The sequence below is a fragment of the Bacillus pacificus genome, assembly GCF_020861345.1.
Taxonomy (GTDB): domain Bacteria; phylum Bacillota; class Bacilli; order Bacillales; family Bacillaceae_G; genus Bacillus_A; species Bacillus_A pacificus.
Window position 1 is genome coordinate 3,983,621 of the sequence record NZ_CP086328.1, and the last position, 16,322, is coordinate 3,999,942.

The following is a 16,322-nucleotide window of genomic DNA, read 5'->3' on the forward strand; positions in this document are numbered from 1 at the left end:
TCTTTCATTTTATATTGATTTATACTAAAAAATCGTAATTTTCTGTATCTTAAAATCACAAAGGAGGTGCGATATGTTATTAAGATACGGCAAACATATTAACTATTTAGCTACAACTTTTCTTTTAGTTACATTCTTCGGCTTCCTACTTTCCGTAACATCGCTTAGTCACTACTCAACTCCCACTACATTCACACTACTGAAAGCATCATTTTGGACTACTGTTATTGTTACTATCATTGGTTTTGGACGCGAAAAAAGCGCACTTACGGTTATACTATTTGGCATTTGTACACTTGCAGTCATTGGTCTTTACACTTTTTCCGTTATCGATTACCTCTATCACCCAAGACCATAGAAAAGAGCTATCTATTTATAAGATAGCCCTTTTCTTCACTTCACTACATTTCGCAAAGTACCAATTCCTTCTACTGTAATGACTACTTCATCACCGGCATGCAAAAACTTCGGTGGTGTGAAACCTTTTCCAACACCAGCCGGGGTTCCTGTTGCGATAATATCTCCTGGTTCTAATGTCATTCCTTTACTTATCGTTGAAATGATTTCTTCTATTGAAAAAATCATTTTATTTGTATTTGAAGTTTGTCTTACTTCCCCATTTACTACCGTTTCAATGTGTAACGCATTTGGCGCACTAATCATCGATTTATGAATTAAATACGGTCCCATCGGACAAAATGTATCGAAACTTTTTCCAAGGAAAAATTGTTTATGCTTCCTTTGAATGTCGCGAGCAGTTATATCATTTATAATGGTATAACCAAAAACATGCTCAAGTGCTTTTTCTTTTTTTATTTGTTTCCCTCGCTTACCAATGATGATAGCTAGTTCTCCTTCATAGTCTAGTTCATTCGTTGCGTGGGGATGACTATTAATTTTTTCATCCATGCCAATAACTGTCGTTGGCGCTTTCGTAAAGATCATTATATTTTCTGGAATTGACTCTACTCCGCCCATTTCTATCGCATGCTCACGATAATTTTTTCCAACGCACAAAATATTCTTCCTTGGCCTTGGAATTGGTGCTAATATTTTCACCTCAGTTAACGGGTAATACGCCGTTCCTTCATTTTCCTTCGCCCAATTGACAATTTCACACATTTTTTCAACACATTCGGTTCCTCTTTCAATACACTCTAACATTGTAATTGGAATCGTAACCTTTTCCCCTTTTTGTCTTTGCGCTTCTCTTACATGCAATACCTTTTCTTCCTCTTCATCCACAATACCTACAAATACCTTTTCATCTTTTTTCGCCGTTACCAAACGCAATATTTCCACTCTCCATCCTAAAACTCATACACTTTAATTGTATTCGCATCCGCAAGAAAAAAACCTTCTCATACACGCTAATTTTTACAATATTCTTCTCATATCCGATTCGTTACTCCTTTATCATTTGGCATAAAATGTAGAAATTTTACTTTTTTTAGCGAATGCATTTCTTTTTTATGTTTTTTTTGTATAATATGTACTACATATATACTAAAAATTTCATTTAGAGATGGAGCCGATTTCAATGTTTGAGCAAGCGATTGAAAAAAAACGTGAAAAAATGATTTATTTTGCTGAACGCTACGGAATGACTTCTCAAAAAACAGTGGATTGTAGCCAAGAACTGGACAGGCTCTTAAATGCAATTTGGCATGTACATACGGATTTTCACCCTAATCAAACACTCGATACACACACGCAATAACGTGTGTGTTTCTTTTATTTCAAAAAAACACACATTTTATTGAAAACGCCCATACAATAGTAGAAAAGAAAACTTTAAAAACGAAAGGTGTTTTGTATGCCAGCTATGGTCGGACATATTCGTATCGTCAATATTGGATCAAGTGGTATTTTTCATATTGGAGATGTATTTGCGATTAGGCCTATTAGTTATTCACGTGCTTTCGCTGGGGCCGGCTCTTTTAATGTTGGGGATAACGTTTCTGTCTACAATTATCAAAGCGCAACGACTGTCAATGATTCAGATGTCATTGATCAAGCGATAATTGGTTCAACTTAGAGGAGGCGATTGTATTGAATTTTTATGTAAACCAAAGTATCATCATTAACAGCATTAAAATTGATAGCATTACAACCTCTTCTGTATTCCAAATTGGTACTGCTGGAAGTATTAAAGCACTATCTAAATTCTCAAATACTGGCGGATTTACAGAGCCCCTTCGCCCATTACAGGCGAAAGGACAAATTATTTCTATCAAACCATCAACTAGTTCTTCTTAAGACATCCTTGTCATAAATATATAGCAGGAATATATTTACCCTCCCTATTGAAAAGGAGGTTTCACAAAATGAATCAAGATATATATACTTACTTACACCAACTTCAACAAGCTCTTCAAGCACAACAAACAGCCATCCTGAATTTAGAAGATCAAGTACGTCTATTACAAGAAGAGCTTAACGAATTAAAAAATCGCCCCTCCTCTTCTGTAGGAAAAGTGGAATACAAATTCGATCAATTAAAAGTAGAAAATTTAAATGGCACTTTAAATATTGGTTTAAATCCGTTTTCAGCAAAAGGACAACAAATTGAAGATTTTCAAGTAGATACAGAAACTTTGAAGGTCAATCCTGAAACCGACACAAATCCAGATTTTTACCAAAGCATCCTTCAAGAAATGCATCGTTACTTAGATGAAGAAGCATATAATCGAATTCTCCATTTTGAACAAGAAGAGAGAACGCCGCTCGATGAAATGTATCGACAAATGATGGTTGACGACATCAAAAAACAGATGGAGCATAGACTCCCTTATTACTTATCACAAGCGCAATCACATGAAGGGATTTCAACAGATCCAGATTATTTACGAGATATCATTATTCAAGCTATGAAACATGATATCGACAAGGCCTTCCTCTCGTTTATTCAACACATACCGGGCAATTTCCGAAAGGAGTAAGTATGTATGAATGTTAACGTTGTAAATCGTGAATTAAAAGTCGGACAGATTAAAATGAACGGTGTATCGTCGTCCGCACTCTTTTTAATTGGGGATGCAAATTTCCTCATACTATCTTCTATTCTTGATACACCATTCGAAACTGTTACAGAGGGGCCATTTGTACCATTAGTAACAGATGTCCCTCCTACTCCAGGTTAAGGAGACTGAGAAATTATGTTACATCATGTGTCTGTTGTCCAAAATGTTTCTATTATTTCTTTAGGGATTTCTGCCGTATTTCAAGTTGGAGACGCCAATCAAATGGAATTAAAAAGTAGATCTCTTGCCGTCCACCGGGAAATTCCTTGTTATATAAAAGACGAAGGTCGCTTAGACGCATTTGAAATCTTTACAGATGAACACATCACAATCCCAAAACGAACGACCGACGTAACATTAAACATTGTAAATGAATGCCCTTTTATTGAAGTGAATGACGTTGAATTACGAACACTTTTAAATTCCGGTTGCTTTCAAATTGGAAATGTTGATTATGTTTTTAATAACTCTCGTATTATGCAAATTCGCCAATATATTACGGATGAACCTTCCGCTCCATAATTCATATAGTAATTAAAAAGCTTAGTAAAGTAGGTGGATGGTATGCCTTCCGTTGTTGGAAATCTCGTCGTTCAAAACAGTAATGGTTCTTTCAATTTAGGGGATTTTTATAACGTGTCTCCGAAAGAAAATACGAAAGCTTATAATGGTTCCGGAGCTTCCAATGTTGGATTTGTCGTGAATACGTTTAACGGTGTTAGTGCAACAAATACATTTGATTCTGATGTGGCGGATCAAGATCAGATTGGAACAGCGTAAAAAAAGTAGGAGAATATCTCCTACTTTTTTCTTTTACCTCATTTGATATTATCAAAATCTCCACTGTTTACTGTTTCATTTTATTTAAATGCTAACCCTCTCTCCTCCAAAGCTTTTCTAAGCTTCGGCAAAGACGCAGGTCCCATACCATGCAATTTTAAAATTTCTTTCTCACTATACTTTGAGAGTTTTTCTACAGTGTAAATTCCATGATGTTCTAGCGCCCTTCTTGCTGGTGCTGAAAGAAGAGCGAGAAAACCTTCTTTCGGCGCTCTCTCGTTCTCACAGGTTGGGCAAGTTGGACAATCGCTACTTTTGTAGTATTCATGTCCTTTTTCACACGTTCTTAACGTTTTTTCTGTTGCCATTTTCAAGTTCCTCTATTCTTCGATTTTTACAACATGATTACCATCAAAGAAGTATAAACATTTCTCTTTCACAGGGTGTTGTAAGCTTTTCTCGAGCGCTTTTGCATATAACGAAAGTTGCACTTTATATCGCTCTTCTAAAATTGGTTTCGCTTGATCAAATCCGCCTGGGAATTTCCCTACAATCGTATCCGTTTTGAAGTCGATTAACGTAATACCATCTTCCTCTTCGATCATGCAGTCAATAACCCCTTGGACAAGAATGGATTCCCCGCTCTTCCCTTGCCAATCTTGATATGCTTCTTCTGCTGCAAGCATCATCGTAAATGGTACTTCACGCTCAACACTTTTCGCCGCTAATACCCTTTTACCTAGGTCACTGTCAAAGAATGAAATCACTTTTTCAATTGCAATTTCTTCCGCCTGCTCGAATGTTAATAATTCTTTATTTACCATTCCAGCAATTTGCTCCCGAATCACTTCTTCTGTAATCGGCTTCTTCAAATCAACATGCTGCATAACAGCATGTACTGCTGTTCCGCGCTCTGCGTATGTTAATCCCTTTTTCTCCATAAAACGAGGACGCGTTTGAATTGGTGCACGTAATTTTTTAATAAAGGCGTTATCGCTACCTTCTTCAGATTGATAATTTCTCTTTATTTCTGTAACAGACTGTTTCGCACGATGAGATGTCGCTTCCTCATATCCGTACTTCCACATTAATCTGTCATACACTTCATCTTTTCGTTCACTTTGCAGGGGAACAGCTTTTTTCTCACGAAGTGCTTCTAACAATTCTTGTTTCTCTTCTTGAACGGGTTCTGGCGCGAGTAACGTGTTACCGTCAACAACTTCTACTTTCCAGCTCGTGTCATACCCATAAATTTCATCTGGAACGCTTCCTTGTCCTAATTCAAGAAGTATTTCACTATCACGATGTCTATATAAGGAAGGTGCAATCCAGTCTAAGTAGCAAGACGCTCCGGCACGTATATGATCTGGTAATAACCATTCACTATGCTCCCTCGCATCAAGCCATTTTTCCATTTCTTTATTTGCATCCTTAACCGTTCCAATTAAAATTAACTTCTCTTTTGCACGAGTTAACGCTACGTATAATACGCGCATTTCTTCCGCAATTAATTCCATCTTCATTTTACGCTTAATCGCAAGTTGCGATAATGTCGTATATTTAATTCGTTTACGAGGATCGATAAATTGCGAACCAAAACCGAAGTCTTTATGCAGTAAGAAACGCTTCATTAAGTCTTGTGTATTAAAGCGGCGACCTAGTCCAGCTACGAATACGACTGGGAACTCAAGTCCTTTACTTTTATGAATTGTCATAATGCGAACGACATCTTCTTGTTCACCTAAAGCTCTCGCCGTACCCATATCATCACCGCGTTCTAAAATACGCTCAATAAAGCGTAAGAAGCGGAATAGTCCTCTAAACGATGTTGCTTCATATTGTCTTGCGCGGTCATATAGTACACGCAGGTTTGCTTGCCTTTGCTTTCCAGCTGGTAAACCACCGACAAAGTCATAATAACCTGTCTCACCGTACACTTTCCAAATTAAATCAGAAAGAGACTGTTGGCGCGCGAATTCACGCCATCCTTGCAGTAAGTTGTAGAACCATTCTAATTTGTCATGTAGTTCTTTTTCTTCTTCAAGCGGTGCCCCTTTTAAGAAGGAGCTCATTACTTCATAAAACGAGCCTTTCTTCCCATGAGCACGAAGCGTTGCAAGTTCTTCATCATTTAATCCAACGATTGGTGAACGAAGTACTGCTGCAAGCGGAATATCTTGCATCGGATTATCAATAACGCGGAATACGTTCATCATTATATTTACTTCTGTCGCTTCAAAGTAACCAGTCGCAAGATCAGCGTATACTGGAATTCCTTGCAGCTTTAACTCTTCCATAATTTGTGGCGCCCACGGCATAGAGCGCAGTAAAATAACGAAGTCACGATATTGTACAGGGCGCATACTATCCGTTTTACGGTCATACACTTCATAACCTGAATCAACCATCGCTTTAATACGCTGCGCCATAAGTCGAGCTTCAAGCTGTGCTTTTTCTACTTCCGCACCTTCTTCACCGTCTAACACTTCTTCTTCTGTTTGCTGAATACATAGTAGTTCAGCCGCTACATCTTCACCTTCTGGATAGGTAGCACCTAACTTTAATTCAGCGTCAGCATCGTAGTCAATTTCTCCGACTTCTTCGCCCATAATTTGTTTGAAGATAAAGTTCGTACCTGCTAATACTTCATGACGACTACGGAAGTTTTTCGCTAAATCAATCTTCATTCCGCCGCCTAATCCTTCTTGCGTGAAGCGTTTATACTTTCCTAAGAATAATCCTGGTTCTGCTAGTCGGAAACGATAAATCGACTGCTTTACGTCACCTACCATGAACAAGTTTCCTTCACTCTCAGAATCTTTCGTTACGAATTTAATAATCGATTCTTGTACGAAGTTCGTATCTTGATATTCATCGACTAATACTTCAGCAAATTTATTACGATATTGAAGTGCTACAGCTGATGGCTTCATTTCACCTTCTTCACTTTGTTCGCTTAAAATTTGTAAACAGAAATGCTCTAAATCTGTGAAATCGACCATTCCTTTATCTCGCTTCATCGCTTGGAAACGCTCTGTAAATACTTTTACAAGCTGTACTAGTTTTTCTAATACAGGATGCATATCTTGAAAATCTCGTAAGAAACTTTCAGGTTTGCGGCTAAATAACTCTTCTTGTAATTTCTTCACTTCATCTTTCGCTTTATTACGAAGAGAGTCTACTTGTTTTACAACATCTTCATTGTAATCACTTTTCTTAATACGCTTTAACGTTTGCCACGATACGTTTTGCATCGCTTCATACACGCTTGTCCACGATTCACGAGCAGCTGATGATAACGTTCCAAGTAGAGCTAAATCTGCTTGCAGTGTTTCAACGCGAGGCGCTGGACCGTCAGGAAGCATTGCGAGTTCCGTCGCTTTCCGAATATGCTGTTCCGCTGTTTCAAGCTGGAATCTCACATCTTCTAATAAATAAGAAGCATACACTAAATCTTCAATTGTCTTTCCTTCTACGTCATATGCTTCTACTAATTTATCAAGCCATTTTTCCGGATTTGGATGCGCTCTTGATTCTGTATGAAGCGCTAAAATCATACGTTGTAAATCATCGTCACTACGGTCACTCGTATAGCGATCAACGAGTTCAAAGAATATTGTATTATCTTCTATCCCATACTCTTCTTCTAATATGTCATCTAGCACTTCTTCTTTTAACAATTCATTTTCGGTTTGATTCGCAATGCGGAAACGAGGATCAACATCAAGCATGTAATAATATCCTCTAATAACTTGTAAACAAAATGAATGGATCGTTGAAATGGAAGCTTTATTTAATAAGCTCAGCTGCTTTCGGATGTGCTGAGAGCCAGGCTCATCAATTAATACTTTTTCTAATGCTTCCCCAATTCTGTTTTTCATCTCTTGCGCCGCTGCATTCGTAAATGTTACAACGAGCAGGCGGTCGACATCGACTGGGTTTTCTTCATTAATAATCTTTTTAATAATACGTTCAACTAATACTGCTGTTTTCCCTGAACCAGCTGCTGCCGCGACTAAAATATCACGCCCGTTCGCTACAACGGCTTTCCACTGGTCATCTGTCCACTGACTACCTTCTGGTTTTTTAGGCCAATTTTCTATCATTCTCCGCCAACCTCCTCTCTAATTTTCTCCATCGCTTCGCTATCTTTCATATCTTTTAGCGTACGGAATTGGTTATCTTCAAGTGATTCATCGAACTGACAAACCGATTTGAAGTTACAGAACGTACACGCCGCTTTATTCCCCTTTTTGTAAGGAGCAATATCGATAACGCCTTCCGTAATGTCTTTTCCGATATTTTCAAACGTATGGTGTACATATTTTTGGAGGACGTTAAACTCTTGTTCACTTGCAATACTTGAACGCGCACTAAAGCTACCGTCTTTTTTCAGACCAGCAGAAATAATATCAGAGCTTCCTGTTGAAAGTTTATTATCCATTAAACGAACAACGTCAGCATCTCCTAGTACGAGACCTTTCATTTTGAATTTCTTTAAAATTTCTTTCTCAATTTCTGCTTCAGATGCGTCACCTTTTACCTCCACAATTGGGTTATGAATGTGGAAATACAATACACCAGCTGGTGATGCCGTGCCGCCTTTTTTCATCCACGTATGCGCATTTGAAGTAACAACATCTAAATACGTTAACATTTGAAGTGCTAATCCGTAATACACTTCCGTTAAGTCTAACGCTTTTGAGCTTGATTTATAGTCAATAATACGTAGGAATGTTCCGTTTTCATCTTCTGCCTTATCAACACGGTCAATACGGCCAACTACTTCCATCTTCACACCATTTGGTAATGAGAATTCCATTGGCGGAAGCGATCCTGTACCGCCCATACCGAATGGTACTTCTAAATCAACTGGTACGAAACCACTCGATTTCGCGTGCTCACGAAGAATGATTGACGTACGGAAAATGATTTGTTGTAGTTTTTGTTTTAAATAGAAATGACGGTTTGAACTTAATAAAATTTGTCTTTGTAATAACGGTGCAATTTCTTCTATTACTACAGCAGAAAGATGCTCACACTCTTTTATTGATAAATCCGCCCAAGTACGGTTTTCACGTAATAGCCTGTCCGCAATTCTCTTCAGTGCTGCATGGAATAGTTCCCCAATATCTGGCGCATCCAGTTTGAAAATATCACGCTCTCTTAACGATAAACCGTGCTGCGCAAAATGAGCGTACGCACAACGGTTAAATAATTCCATACGAGAAACGCTTCCTTTTATTTTGTCTCCATATAAATCTCTACTTACAGCTGTACTTAGCTTTTGCGCACGATTTCGGTAGAATAAGCTTGATAATACGCGGCTACTTTTTTGCTTCCATTCATCTGAAGTAACGTAGAAATTATATACATCCCACCAAAAGTCTAAGTTGCCTTCAAATCCATATCGCTTCCACGTTTGAAGTTGCTGCATAACATATGACAACGTTACTTCTGGTGTTGCTACATATGAAATTTGTTCCGAACGTGATAAATCATTTACGTCGTTCGTAATAAATGTATCTTTCACATCAGGGAACATTCTTTTTATTTTCTTAATAAAGCTAGAAGCAAGTAACGTCTTTCCTTCCTCATCTGCAAGCGGGCATGAAATGTATAATTTCTCAGTTGCTCTCGTTACCATTTGGTACATAACAAACTGTTCTTCTAATAAAGTTTGTCTCGTCGTTGGTGCGAGTTCAATACCTGCAGCGCTAAGAACATCTCTTTCTTCATCAGAAAGCATACCTTCATCCATCGGTGCTGCTGGAATCACACCTTCATTCACTCCAATGACGAATGTTGCTTTCACATTTGATAATCTAGAACGATCAATATTCGCAATTAACACTTGGTCTAATGACGGCGGAATGTTTGCGAATTGAAGCGCCTCAAGACCTGTCGACATAACGTCTGTGAACATAGAAAGTGACATTTTTTCTTCGCCAAGCATCTCAACAAACGTATCAAGAAGACTCATTACTTCTTCCCATACTTGTTCATGATCTGTCGCAAATAAGAAATCTCCGCTCTCTTCTGCACGAATACGTAATGCTTCTAATTTTTTCGGAACGTCAAGCTCTTCTAAAAATAAGTAAACAGCTTCGCACATTTGCATAACCGTTCCCGCACGCTTCAGTCTTTTTTGCATACGAATAACGGGCGTTCTTACAACGTCACGCAATCGATTTATTTTCTCTTCCATTTCACGTTCGCTGTCTGTAATCATCCCGTTCGTATCGTCAAGAGAACGATAGCGGCGATACATCCACGGATCCTCAGAAGTCCATCTTTTCCCTTGTACACCGTATGCTAAACAGTAGTTTTCAAACTCATCCATCTCTTCGCGCATCGTTTCTTTTCTTACGTCTAATGGATATAAAAGCTCTGTTTTCACGCAGCGAAATACTGCATCATAACGCCAATTCCCGCTAATAATCTCGAGTGCAGAACGAATACATTCTACTAACGGATGATGTGACATCGGGCGTTTTTCATCGATAAAGTGCGGGATATTATAATCTGTAAATAGAGTCCGCATTACATCGTAATAACTTTCTCCGTTACGAAGAAGAACTGCAATATCTCGGTAACGATAGTCTTCATCTGCCACAAGTCTACGAATTTCACGAGCAACACCTTCTACTTCCGCTCGTAAATTCGCGGCTGTATGAATCGTTACACTTGCTTCCCCGTTAAATTTCTCATTCGGACGCGCTTCATAATGAGCTTCTAAATGCGCTAATGCTGGAGAATGAAAACGCGGTTGTTCCATAAGTGGAATCGTTTTTTCAATTTCTATCTTCTCTTCACGTGCTACTTGTTTTATTTTTTCATACGTTAACGTCGTTTCATAAAATAAATCTAGTTCATTTACTGGCTGCGCTAACGTTTTTTCATCTAGCGTTAACGTGATTGTCACTCTCGCTCCGCAAATCATAAGCTGTCTTACAATTTCTAGTTCTTGCGGTGAAAACGAATGGAAGCCATCTATATAAATTTCAGCTCCCTTTACATATTCAGACTGCGGAAGCTTTTCCACTAGCAATTGCAGATAGTCTTCTGAATCTAAGTACTTTCCGATTAAAGCACGTTCAAAATCATCATATAATAACTGTAAATCATACACTTTATTCGCTAATAGCTTTTGTTCGGCGCTGCTACTATGCGCATCTAATTGTTGCCACATTTCATATACGTTTGATGGCGTCACGTTATATCGTTTAAACTCCGCAATCATACTGCCAAGATGTTCAAAGAAACCATTTTGCTCCGCTGCTTTTTGGAATACCGATAATCCATCTTTACGAGACTCTACAATTTTACGAAGTAACATATGTACGCCCGCTTCATCAATGTGAAGACGACTCGCTCCGCCAACTTCTTGCAATACTTTCCACGCTAATCGTGAAAAACTAAAAACTTGTGCCCGAATAGAACCTCTAACATCCTCACTACCAATTAACGCCTGCTGCGTTTGGAATGTCATCTGTTCTGGCACAAGATATAATATTGTTTCCCCTCTTGGGCGCTGCTTTAACTCTTCTTGCACTTCGTGTAAACAAAGTGTACTTTTTCCACTTCCCGCTCTACCAATCACAAATCGAAGTGACATGTAACCCCACCTTTCACTTACATAACGAACGTTAGTTTGCTACTATAATTGTATTATAGGACACGAAAAAAGACAAACGGAGTAGTTTGTCTTTTTCTATACTTCTACCTATTATATCAACCTTTTGAAAAATTCGTTTGCACCTCTTGAATTGGCCAATATCGTAAATCAACTTTACCGACAACTGTATCAGCTTTTACAAAACCAAAATGTCTACTATCCCAGCTCCCGAGGCGGTTATCACCTATTACAAAAATATATCCAGGTGGCACCGTTTTTTCCTTCGTTAACTCTTCTAGCGTAAAATCACCTGTTAGTTGTCGTCCATTTATCTCTTTCTTATATTTCTCTAGATAAGGTTCATCCACGAATTGTCCGTTTATATATAGTTTATCATGCTTATATTCAATATGGTCCCCAGGTAAACCGATAATTCGTTTTACGTAGTCCTCTTTTTTGTTCGCATGAAATACAACAACATCAAACCTATTCAAGTCCCCCACTTGATAACTCACCTTATTTACAACGAGCATATTGCCATCTTGCAATGTCGGCATCATTGACTTCCCCTCTACAACATACGTTGAAAAGAAAAACGTTCGAAAAAATACAGCTAATAATACACCAATTAAAATTGTTCGTATCCACTCTATGCCTTCTTTTTTCAAAGTTTTCTTCATCCGCTTCTCCCCTTATCCTTTAATAATGAAGCTTTCCTTTACAAAGAAGACTATTCTTAATGCAGTTCTAACTTTACTTCAATTTTCTTGCCGACATACCATAAAATAAAAATACCAATCGCTACAATGACTGATTTCACCGGATTATGAATAAATGACATTAAATCATGACCGATATACGTTAAAATAAAAATCATCACAAGCTTTCCGAACGCGAGCGCAAGGCCAAACTGTTTTACACTAATACGTGATAGACCAGCGACAACATTTATAAGCGCAGACGGTGTAAACGGAAAACAAAAGATGACGAAAATCGGCGCGAACCCTTTCCTTTCAATCCATCCCATTGCCTTTCGTACTTTCTCATGCTTATTCACAAAAGAAAAGAAACGACTTCGGCCAAAATGGCGGATTATGAAAAAAACAAGTAAGGCACCCATTACTGATCCAAGCCAAGAATAAAGAAAACCGAGCCAAAATCCAAATGCAACAGCATTCGCCAGTACAAATACGATAAGTGGCAATGCTGGAATTAGCGCCTCTATCATCGGTAGCCCAATACCAAGAAGTGGTCCGAACGCTTTATAACTTTCAACAATATGATCCATATTTTCTGGTGAAAAATACTCTTTGATTGTCTGAAAATCCATTCTACACTTTACCCCTTTACTCTAAGTACTACCTCTACTGTATCATTGCCTATATGAAAGAGGAAATGGTAGATACGACATATGGAGATGTAATTATTAAGTTTCCATATCTTTCATGAGAATTCCTTCATTATTATGCTATGATAATCTATCAATATTCGACAGGATATGAAGTTAATTTAGACAACGTACCCAGATTATCACTCAATGGTTATTATAAAAAAGAAGAAGATACAAAAAGTAATAATGAGTCTTTTTCATAAGAATAACCCTACTGCAAGTAAGGTTATTTCTACCTATACGAAAATAGGTAGCAGCGGATAATTATTTTACCTTCAAACAATTCCCCTTTTCTATTGGCTATTTCTTACAAGCAATCTTTTTAGCAAACGTACACTGTCAATCACAGTAAGTATTAACAAATACATAAAAGATAGTATTAATACTGTACTCCGAATAGGTAACATTCGAAATTTGTATAGAAACTTATCAATCATATATATATCTTGCTCATTCGTTATAGTTGCAGGAGTAAACATAAGATAATCTTTCCAATTATCTATCCAAGTTAAACTAACTGCGGAAAATTGTGTTATCCCTAACCATAAGTAAATAAAAATTGAGATAAGAATCATATATTGCAAACTATGCAATATCTTTCTTTGCTTCTTGCATTCAATAATTTGAAAAACAAGCAGTGTCAGTACGTACACAATCGATAGAAGAAATACTATGGTGACAACTGGTTGAATTGAAAAAGAAAATAGTAATTTATCAATTTCACTAATTTGACTATATTCTGTAGCATTTTGAGGCGTAAATATAAAATGTCGTTTGTCAGCCCCTATCATTAACTGACTGCCAACAAAACCAGTAAACATAAAGGTAAGCAATAATATAGGCACAACAAGAATATATTGCGCCCAAAATAACATAGTCCTTTTCAACATACCATCTCCTTTTTATACAGTATGAAAAAAATATTATGTACTTCACAAATGTAACATGATATATGTTCACACTATATTAAGTACATAGAGGAATTACCATTATATTGTAATTTTATATTATCGTAAGCCCTTAGAGAACAAAAAGTTTGTACATTTCTCTCGTTTTGTTTATAAATCTTACAACGTAAACTGGATATATATTGAAATCAAAAAGGATGAGTCACCCCATCCTTTTCCTCTCATACATCCTCTTCTCTAACAAAATACACTTTCTCATAAGCTGGTCTTAATGTTGATTCATCCCTTTGATCAACCTCTTTAAAACAAGGATTCCCTTGTTTTTTCCTACGATCTTCATACTCCGTCCGCAATTTCGCAGTACGATTTTGTTGATTTTCAAAACTAGTTTTTGATATCTCTAACTTCACCGCAAAGCCATTTATAAATCTAATAATAAGGTTTCCATCTTTTAATTCTTTATTGCTTTCAATATAAAAATGAGATAACCACGCGCACTCTTTTCTAGAATACGAATAGGTAGGGAAAAAATAAAGTTGATCGGTCGGACTAATTGCAATTGGTGCTTTATGTGTAATATGAGTTAACTCTTTCGTTCCTTCTTTTCTGCCTAAGAAACTAGAACCATGCTTGCGACAACTTCTTTCTATAATATCTAGAGGTTTTTGAAATACGAAAAAAGAGTCTTGCACCTCAACAACTCGCGTAACAATTTTCTTTTCACTGAGAATTACAGGAAGTAAGGCCATTGTATTTTTATTTACAACATAGTTTTCGACGTAGCGTTCTACTTTACTTTCCATATTCCACTATCTCCTTTTTTCTATTTATATTAGCAGCTGCATGTATAATTTTAGCATCTATGAAAAGGAAATGGCTTACAGATTCCGCTTTTTTACAATACTTTATTATTTGTCAAATACCTTTTAAATTATAAAATAAAAATATATCGCTTTTATAATAATAACCTATACAAAATATATTTATACTACCTATAAATATATACAACTACTTCCTCATTTCGCATCATTACGACAATTAACTTTGCTATAATAAAAATAAAAATCCACTATATGGAGGTCCACTATGGAAGAAAAAGAAAGCCAGCCAACAATTCAAATGAAAAATAGTAGTATTGTGATTGTGAAAAACTCAGCTAGTATTATATTTGGGCTATTTTTCATTCTCTTATTCTTTGCAAGGCCTTTTCGTAAATCGAAATGCTCTGAATGTAAAAAACGAGAGAAGAAAAAGGTTGAAAAAGAAAAGTAAAAGGCTTTCCATTTCGGAAAGCCTTTTACTCTTCTTCATATTTTCTTCCAAGTGTCCCTACACCCCTTTATTTTAATATTATTACATAGTAAAAATATGATAAAAAATTATCGACTACATTAAAAATACTTGCACGTGTTACCCGTTTTTATTTTTTATTTTTTATTAAGAACTTCAACTTTATACATCACTAGCAACTTTTTAACTCGTTAAATCTGCAATATAAGTTTTGTATATAATTCACTTCAAAACACAAAATATGTAAGTGATTATTTATGATTACATTAGTTTTTTATCTAATTCCAAAAAGGAGCTGTATAATATGGAGAAAAAAAGTCTATTAAGCCAACAGATTAATAGCGTCCCATCAGATGCTCTGAATACCCCTAGTAAGGAGCAAGAACAAATGTTAGAAACATCATCTCAAGACGAACAAACTTCTAACAACAACAATGCTAACAAAAAAGATGTTACTCAAAGCCTATATGGCGCAGATTTACCCATTTCAGATGTAGACAGAACAACAAATAAAGTGAACCTTTAATCAGTGGGGGTTTTGTTCATCCCCCACTGATTATCAGCCCTCACCAATCGGACTTTTACGGACAGTTGATCCCCCACCTAACTTCTTTGCTTCCACTGAATTTTGAGGTGGGGGTCTTACTGCCCGTTAACGCGGGATAAAAAATGAATTGTAAAGAAAAAAATTAAGAACAAATAAACTTAATACTTTCTTATTTATAAAGTGAAACTTTAATCAGCCCTCAACAATTGGGCGTTAACAGGGAGTTGGTCTCCCGCCGAATTTTAAGATGGAAAGACTTTCTCCACAACAAAAAAGGATGGCAGCTGCCATCCTTTTTCCATAATAAACTATAAAATTATAGTTTGATTACGTTTTTAGCTTGAGGTCCACGGTTACCTTCTTCGATTTCGAAGCTAACTTTTTGACCTTCTTCTAGAGATTTGAAACCTTCAGTTTCGATTGCAGAGAAGTGTACGAATACGTCGTTTTCGCCTGGAACTTCGATGAAACCGAAGCCTTTTTCGTTGTTAAACCATTTTACTTGTCCTGTTACTGCCATGATTATTTCCTCCTAAGAAAATACATTTTTTAAAATTTTTAGTTTTCCTATCTAAAAAAAGAATCCACACATTATCAAATACGAAACATAAACTAGTTCTCACATACTTTTTCTCGTTCGTTTTCAGCACTTGATAATATATGGATTGCTTAATTTAACTATTCAACTGACACTATCATAGCATACTTAAAATAAAATGTACAATCTTTTTTGAAAATAGAATTTCTAATTTTTAGTATTTCTTAT

General features: G+C 36.7%; 19 protein-coding genes. 10 read left to right on the top strand and 9 right to left on the bottom strand.

All coding sequences use genetic code 11. From position 1 onward, the window contains the following. Nucleotides 1-73: 73 nt before the first annotated feature. A complete protein-coding gene (locus LMD38_RS20690) occupies nt 74-358 on the top strand; it encodes a hypothetical protein (RefSeq protein WP_061183250.1) in 285 nt (94 codons plus the stop codon). Between the two features lie 35 nt (nt 359-393). Here LMD38_RS20690 and LMD38_RS20695 read toward each other — a convergent pair whose 3' ends face one another. Then, complete coding sequence (locus LMD38_RS20695) at nt 394-1,293, bottom strand: fumarylacetoacetate hydrolase family protein (RefSeq protein ID WP_178378399.1); 900 nt, start codon at nt 1,291-1,293, stop codon at nt 394-396. Between the two features lie 247 nt (nt 1,294-1,540). On the opposite strand from LMD38_RS20695, the gene LMD38_RS20700 reads away from it, so the two are divergent. The 7 genes from LMD38_RS20700 to gerPF all read left to right on the top strand — a co-directional run bounded on the left by LMD38_RS20700 (nt 1,541) and on the right by gerPF (nt 3,803). Then, complete coding sequence (locus tag LMD38_RS20700) at nt 1,541-1,720, top strand: aspartyl-phosphate phosphatase Spo0E family protein (protein WP_000462840.1); 180 nt, start codon at nt 1,541-1,543, stop codon at nt 1,718-1,720. Between the two features lie 96 nt (nt 1,721-1,816). Next, a complete protein-coding gene (gene gerPA, locus LMD38_RS20705) occupies nt 1,817-2,038 on the top strand; it encodes a spore germination protein GerPA (protein WP_001111187.1) in 222 nt (73 codons plus the stop codon). Between the two features lie 14 nt (nt 2,039-2,052). After that, a complete protein-coding gene (gene gerPB / locus LMD38_RS20710; RefSeq protein ID WP_001012508.1) occupies nt 2,053-2,259 on the top strand; it encodes a spore germination protein GerPB in 207 nt (68 codons plus the stop codon). Between the two features lie 68 nt (nt 2,260-2,327). Next, on the top strand, nt 2,328-2,942 hold the full coding sequence (gene gerPC / locus LMD38_RS20715; protein ID WP_001070750.1) for a spore germination protein GerPC: 615 nt from the start codon (nt 2,328-2,330) through the stop codon (nt 2,940-2,942). A 6-nt stretch (nt 2,943-2,948) separates the two neighbouring features. Beyond that, nucleotides 2,949-3,143: a spore germination protein GerPD gene (gerPD, locus tag LMD38_RS20720; RefSeq protein ID WP_001102341.1), complete on the top strand. Its 195-nt coding sequence runs from the start codon at nt 2,949-2,951 to the stop codon at nt 3,141-3,143. A 15-nt stretch (nt 3,144-3,158) separates the two neighbouring features. Beyond that, nucleotides 3,159-3,545 carry a spore germination protein GerPE gene (locus LMD38_RS20725; RefSeq protein ID WP_000902338.1) on the top strand — a complete coding sequence of 129 codons (387 nt, stop codon included), beginning with the start codon at nt 3,159-3,161 and terminating at the stop codon, nt 3,543-3,545. A 42-nt stretch (nt 3,546-3,587) separates the two neighbouring features. Further along, nucleotides 3,588-3,803, top strand: a complete 216-nt coding sequence (gene gerPF / locus LMD38_RS20730; protein ID WP_001141566.1) for a spore germination protein GerPF — start codon at nt 3,588-3,590, stop codon at nt 3,801-3,803. A gap of 80 nt (nt 3,804-3,883) precedes the next feature. Here the strand turns inward: gerPF and LMD38_RS20735 are convergent, their stop codons facing one another. The 7 genes from LMD38_RS20735 to LMD38_RS20765 all read right to left on the bottom strand — a co-directional run bounded on the left by LMD38_RS20735 (nt 3,884) and on the right by LMD38_RS20765 (nt 14,522). Further along, nucleotides 3,884-4,171 carry an RNA polymerase alpha subunit C-terminal domain-containing protein gene (locus LMD38_RS20735; protein WP_016716842.1) on the bottom strand — a complete coding sequence of 96 codons (288 nt, stop codon included), beginning with the start codon at nt 4,169-4,171 and terminating at the stop codon, nt 3,884-3,886. 12 nt (nt 4,172-4,183) lie between these two features. Then, nucleotides 4,184-7,909, bottom strand: a complete 3,726-nt coding sequence (gene addA, locus LMD38_RS20740; protein WP_062822692.1) for a helicase-exonuclease AddAB subunit AddA — start codon at nt 7,907-7,909, stop codon at nt 4,184-4,186. Continuing rightward, complete coding sequence (addB, locus tag LMD38_RS20745; protein WP_000058555.1) at nt 7,906-11,421, bottom strand: helicase-exonuclease AddAB subunit AddB; 3,516 nt, start codon at nt 11,419-11,421, stop codon at nt 7,906-7,908. The genes addA and addB overlap by 4 nt, the downstream gene beginning before the upstream one ends. A gap of 116 nt (nt 11,422-11,537) precedes the next feature. Continuing rightward, complete coding sequence (lepB, locus tag LMD38_RS20750) at nt 11,538-12,101, bottom strand: signal peptidase I (RefSeq protein WP_061183253.1); 564 nt, start codon at nt 12,099-12,101, stop codon at nt 11,538-11,540. A 56-nt stretch (nt 12,102-12,157) separates the two neighbouring features. Then, the gene (locus tag LMD38_RS20755; RefSeq protein ID WP_000347516.1) at nt 12,158-12,751 is read right to left on the bottom strand and encodes a TVP38/TMEM64 family protein; all 594 of its coding nucleotides are present in this window, start codon (nt 12,749-12,751) and stop codon (nt 12,158-12,160) included. A gap of 353 nt (nt 12,752-13,104) precedes the next feature. After that, on the bottom strand, nt 13,105-13,701 hold the full coding sequence (locus LMD38_RS20760; protein ID WP_029141079.1) for a DUF4306 domain-containing protein: 597 nt from the start codon (nt 13,699-13,701) through the stop codon (nt 13,105-13,107). A 239-nt stretch (nt 13,702-13,940) separates the two neighbouring features. Then, the gene (locus LMD38_RS20765; protein WP_061183254.1) at nt 13,941-14,522 is read right to left on the bottom strand and encodes a competence protein ComK; all 582 of its coding nucleotides are present in this window, start codon (nt 14,520-14,522) and stop codon (nt 13,941-13,943) included. Nucleotides 14,523-14,805: 283 nt separating this feature from the next. Between LMD38_RS20765 and LMD38_RS20770 the strand changes: the two genes are divergently transcribed. Together LMD38_RS20770 and LMD38_RS20775 are read left to right on the top strand one after the other, a co-directional pair. Continuing rightward, a complete protein-coding gene (locus LMD38_RS20770; RefSeq protein ID WP_000391455.1) occupies nt 14,806-14,991 on the top strand; it encodes a hypothetical protein in 186 nt (61 codons plus the stop codon). Nucleotides 14,992-15,313: 322 nt separating this feature from the next. After that, nucleotides 15,314-15,535, top strand: coding sequence for a hypothetical protein (locus tag LMD38_RS20775; RefSeq protein ID WP_000412680.1), 222 nt, complete (start codon nt 15,314-15,316; stop codon nt 15,533-15,535). A 337-nt stretch (nt 15,536-15,872) separates the two neighbouring features. On the opposite strand, the gene cspA is transcribed toward LMD38_RS20775, so the two are convergent. Beyond that, nucleotides 15,873-16,076 (bottom strand): RNA chaperone/antiterminator CspA, encoded by a 204-nt coding sequence (gene cspA / locus LMD38_RS20780; protein ID WP_000301522.1) that lies wholly within the window; start codon nt 16,074-16,076, stop codon nt 15,873-15,875. Nucleotides 16,077-16,322 lie beyond the last annotated feature (246 nt).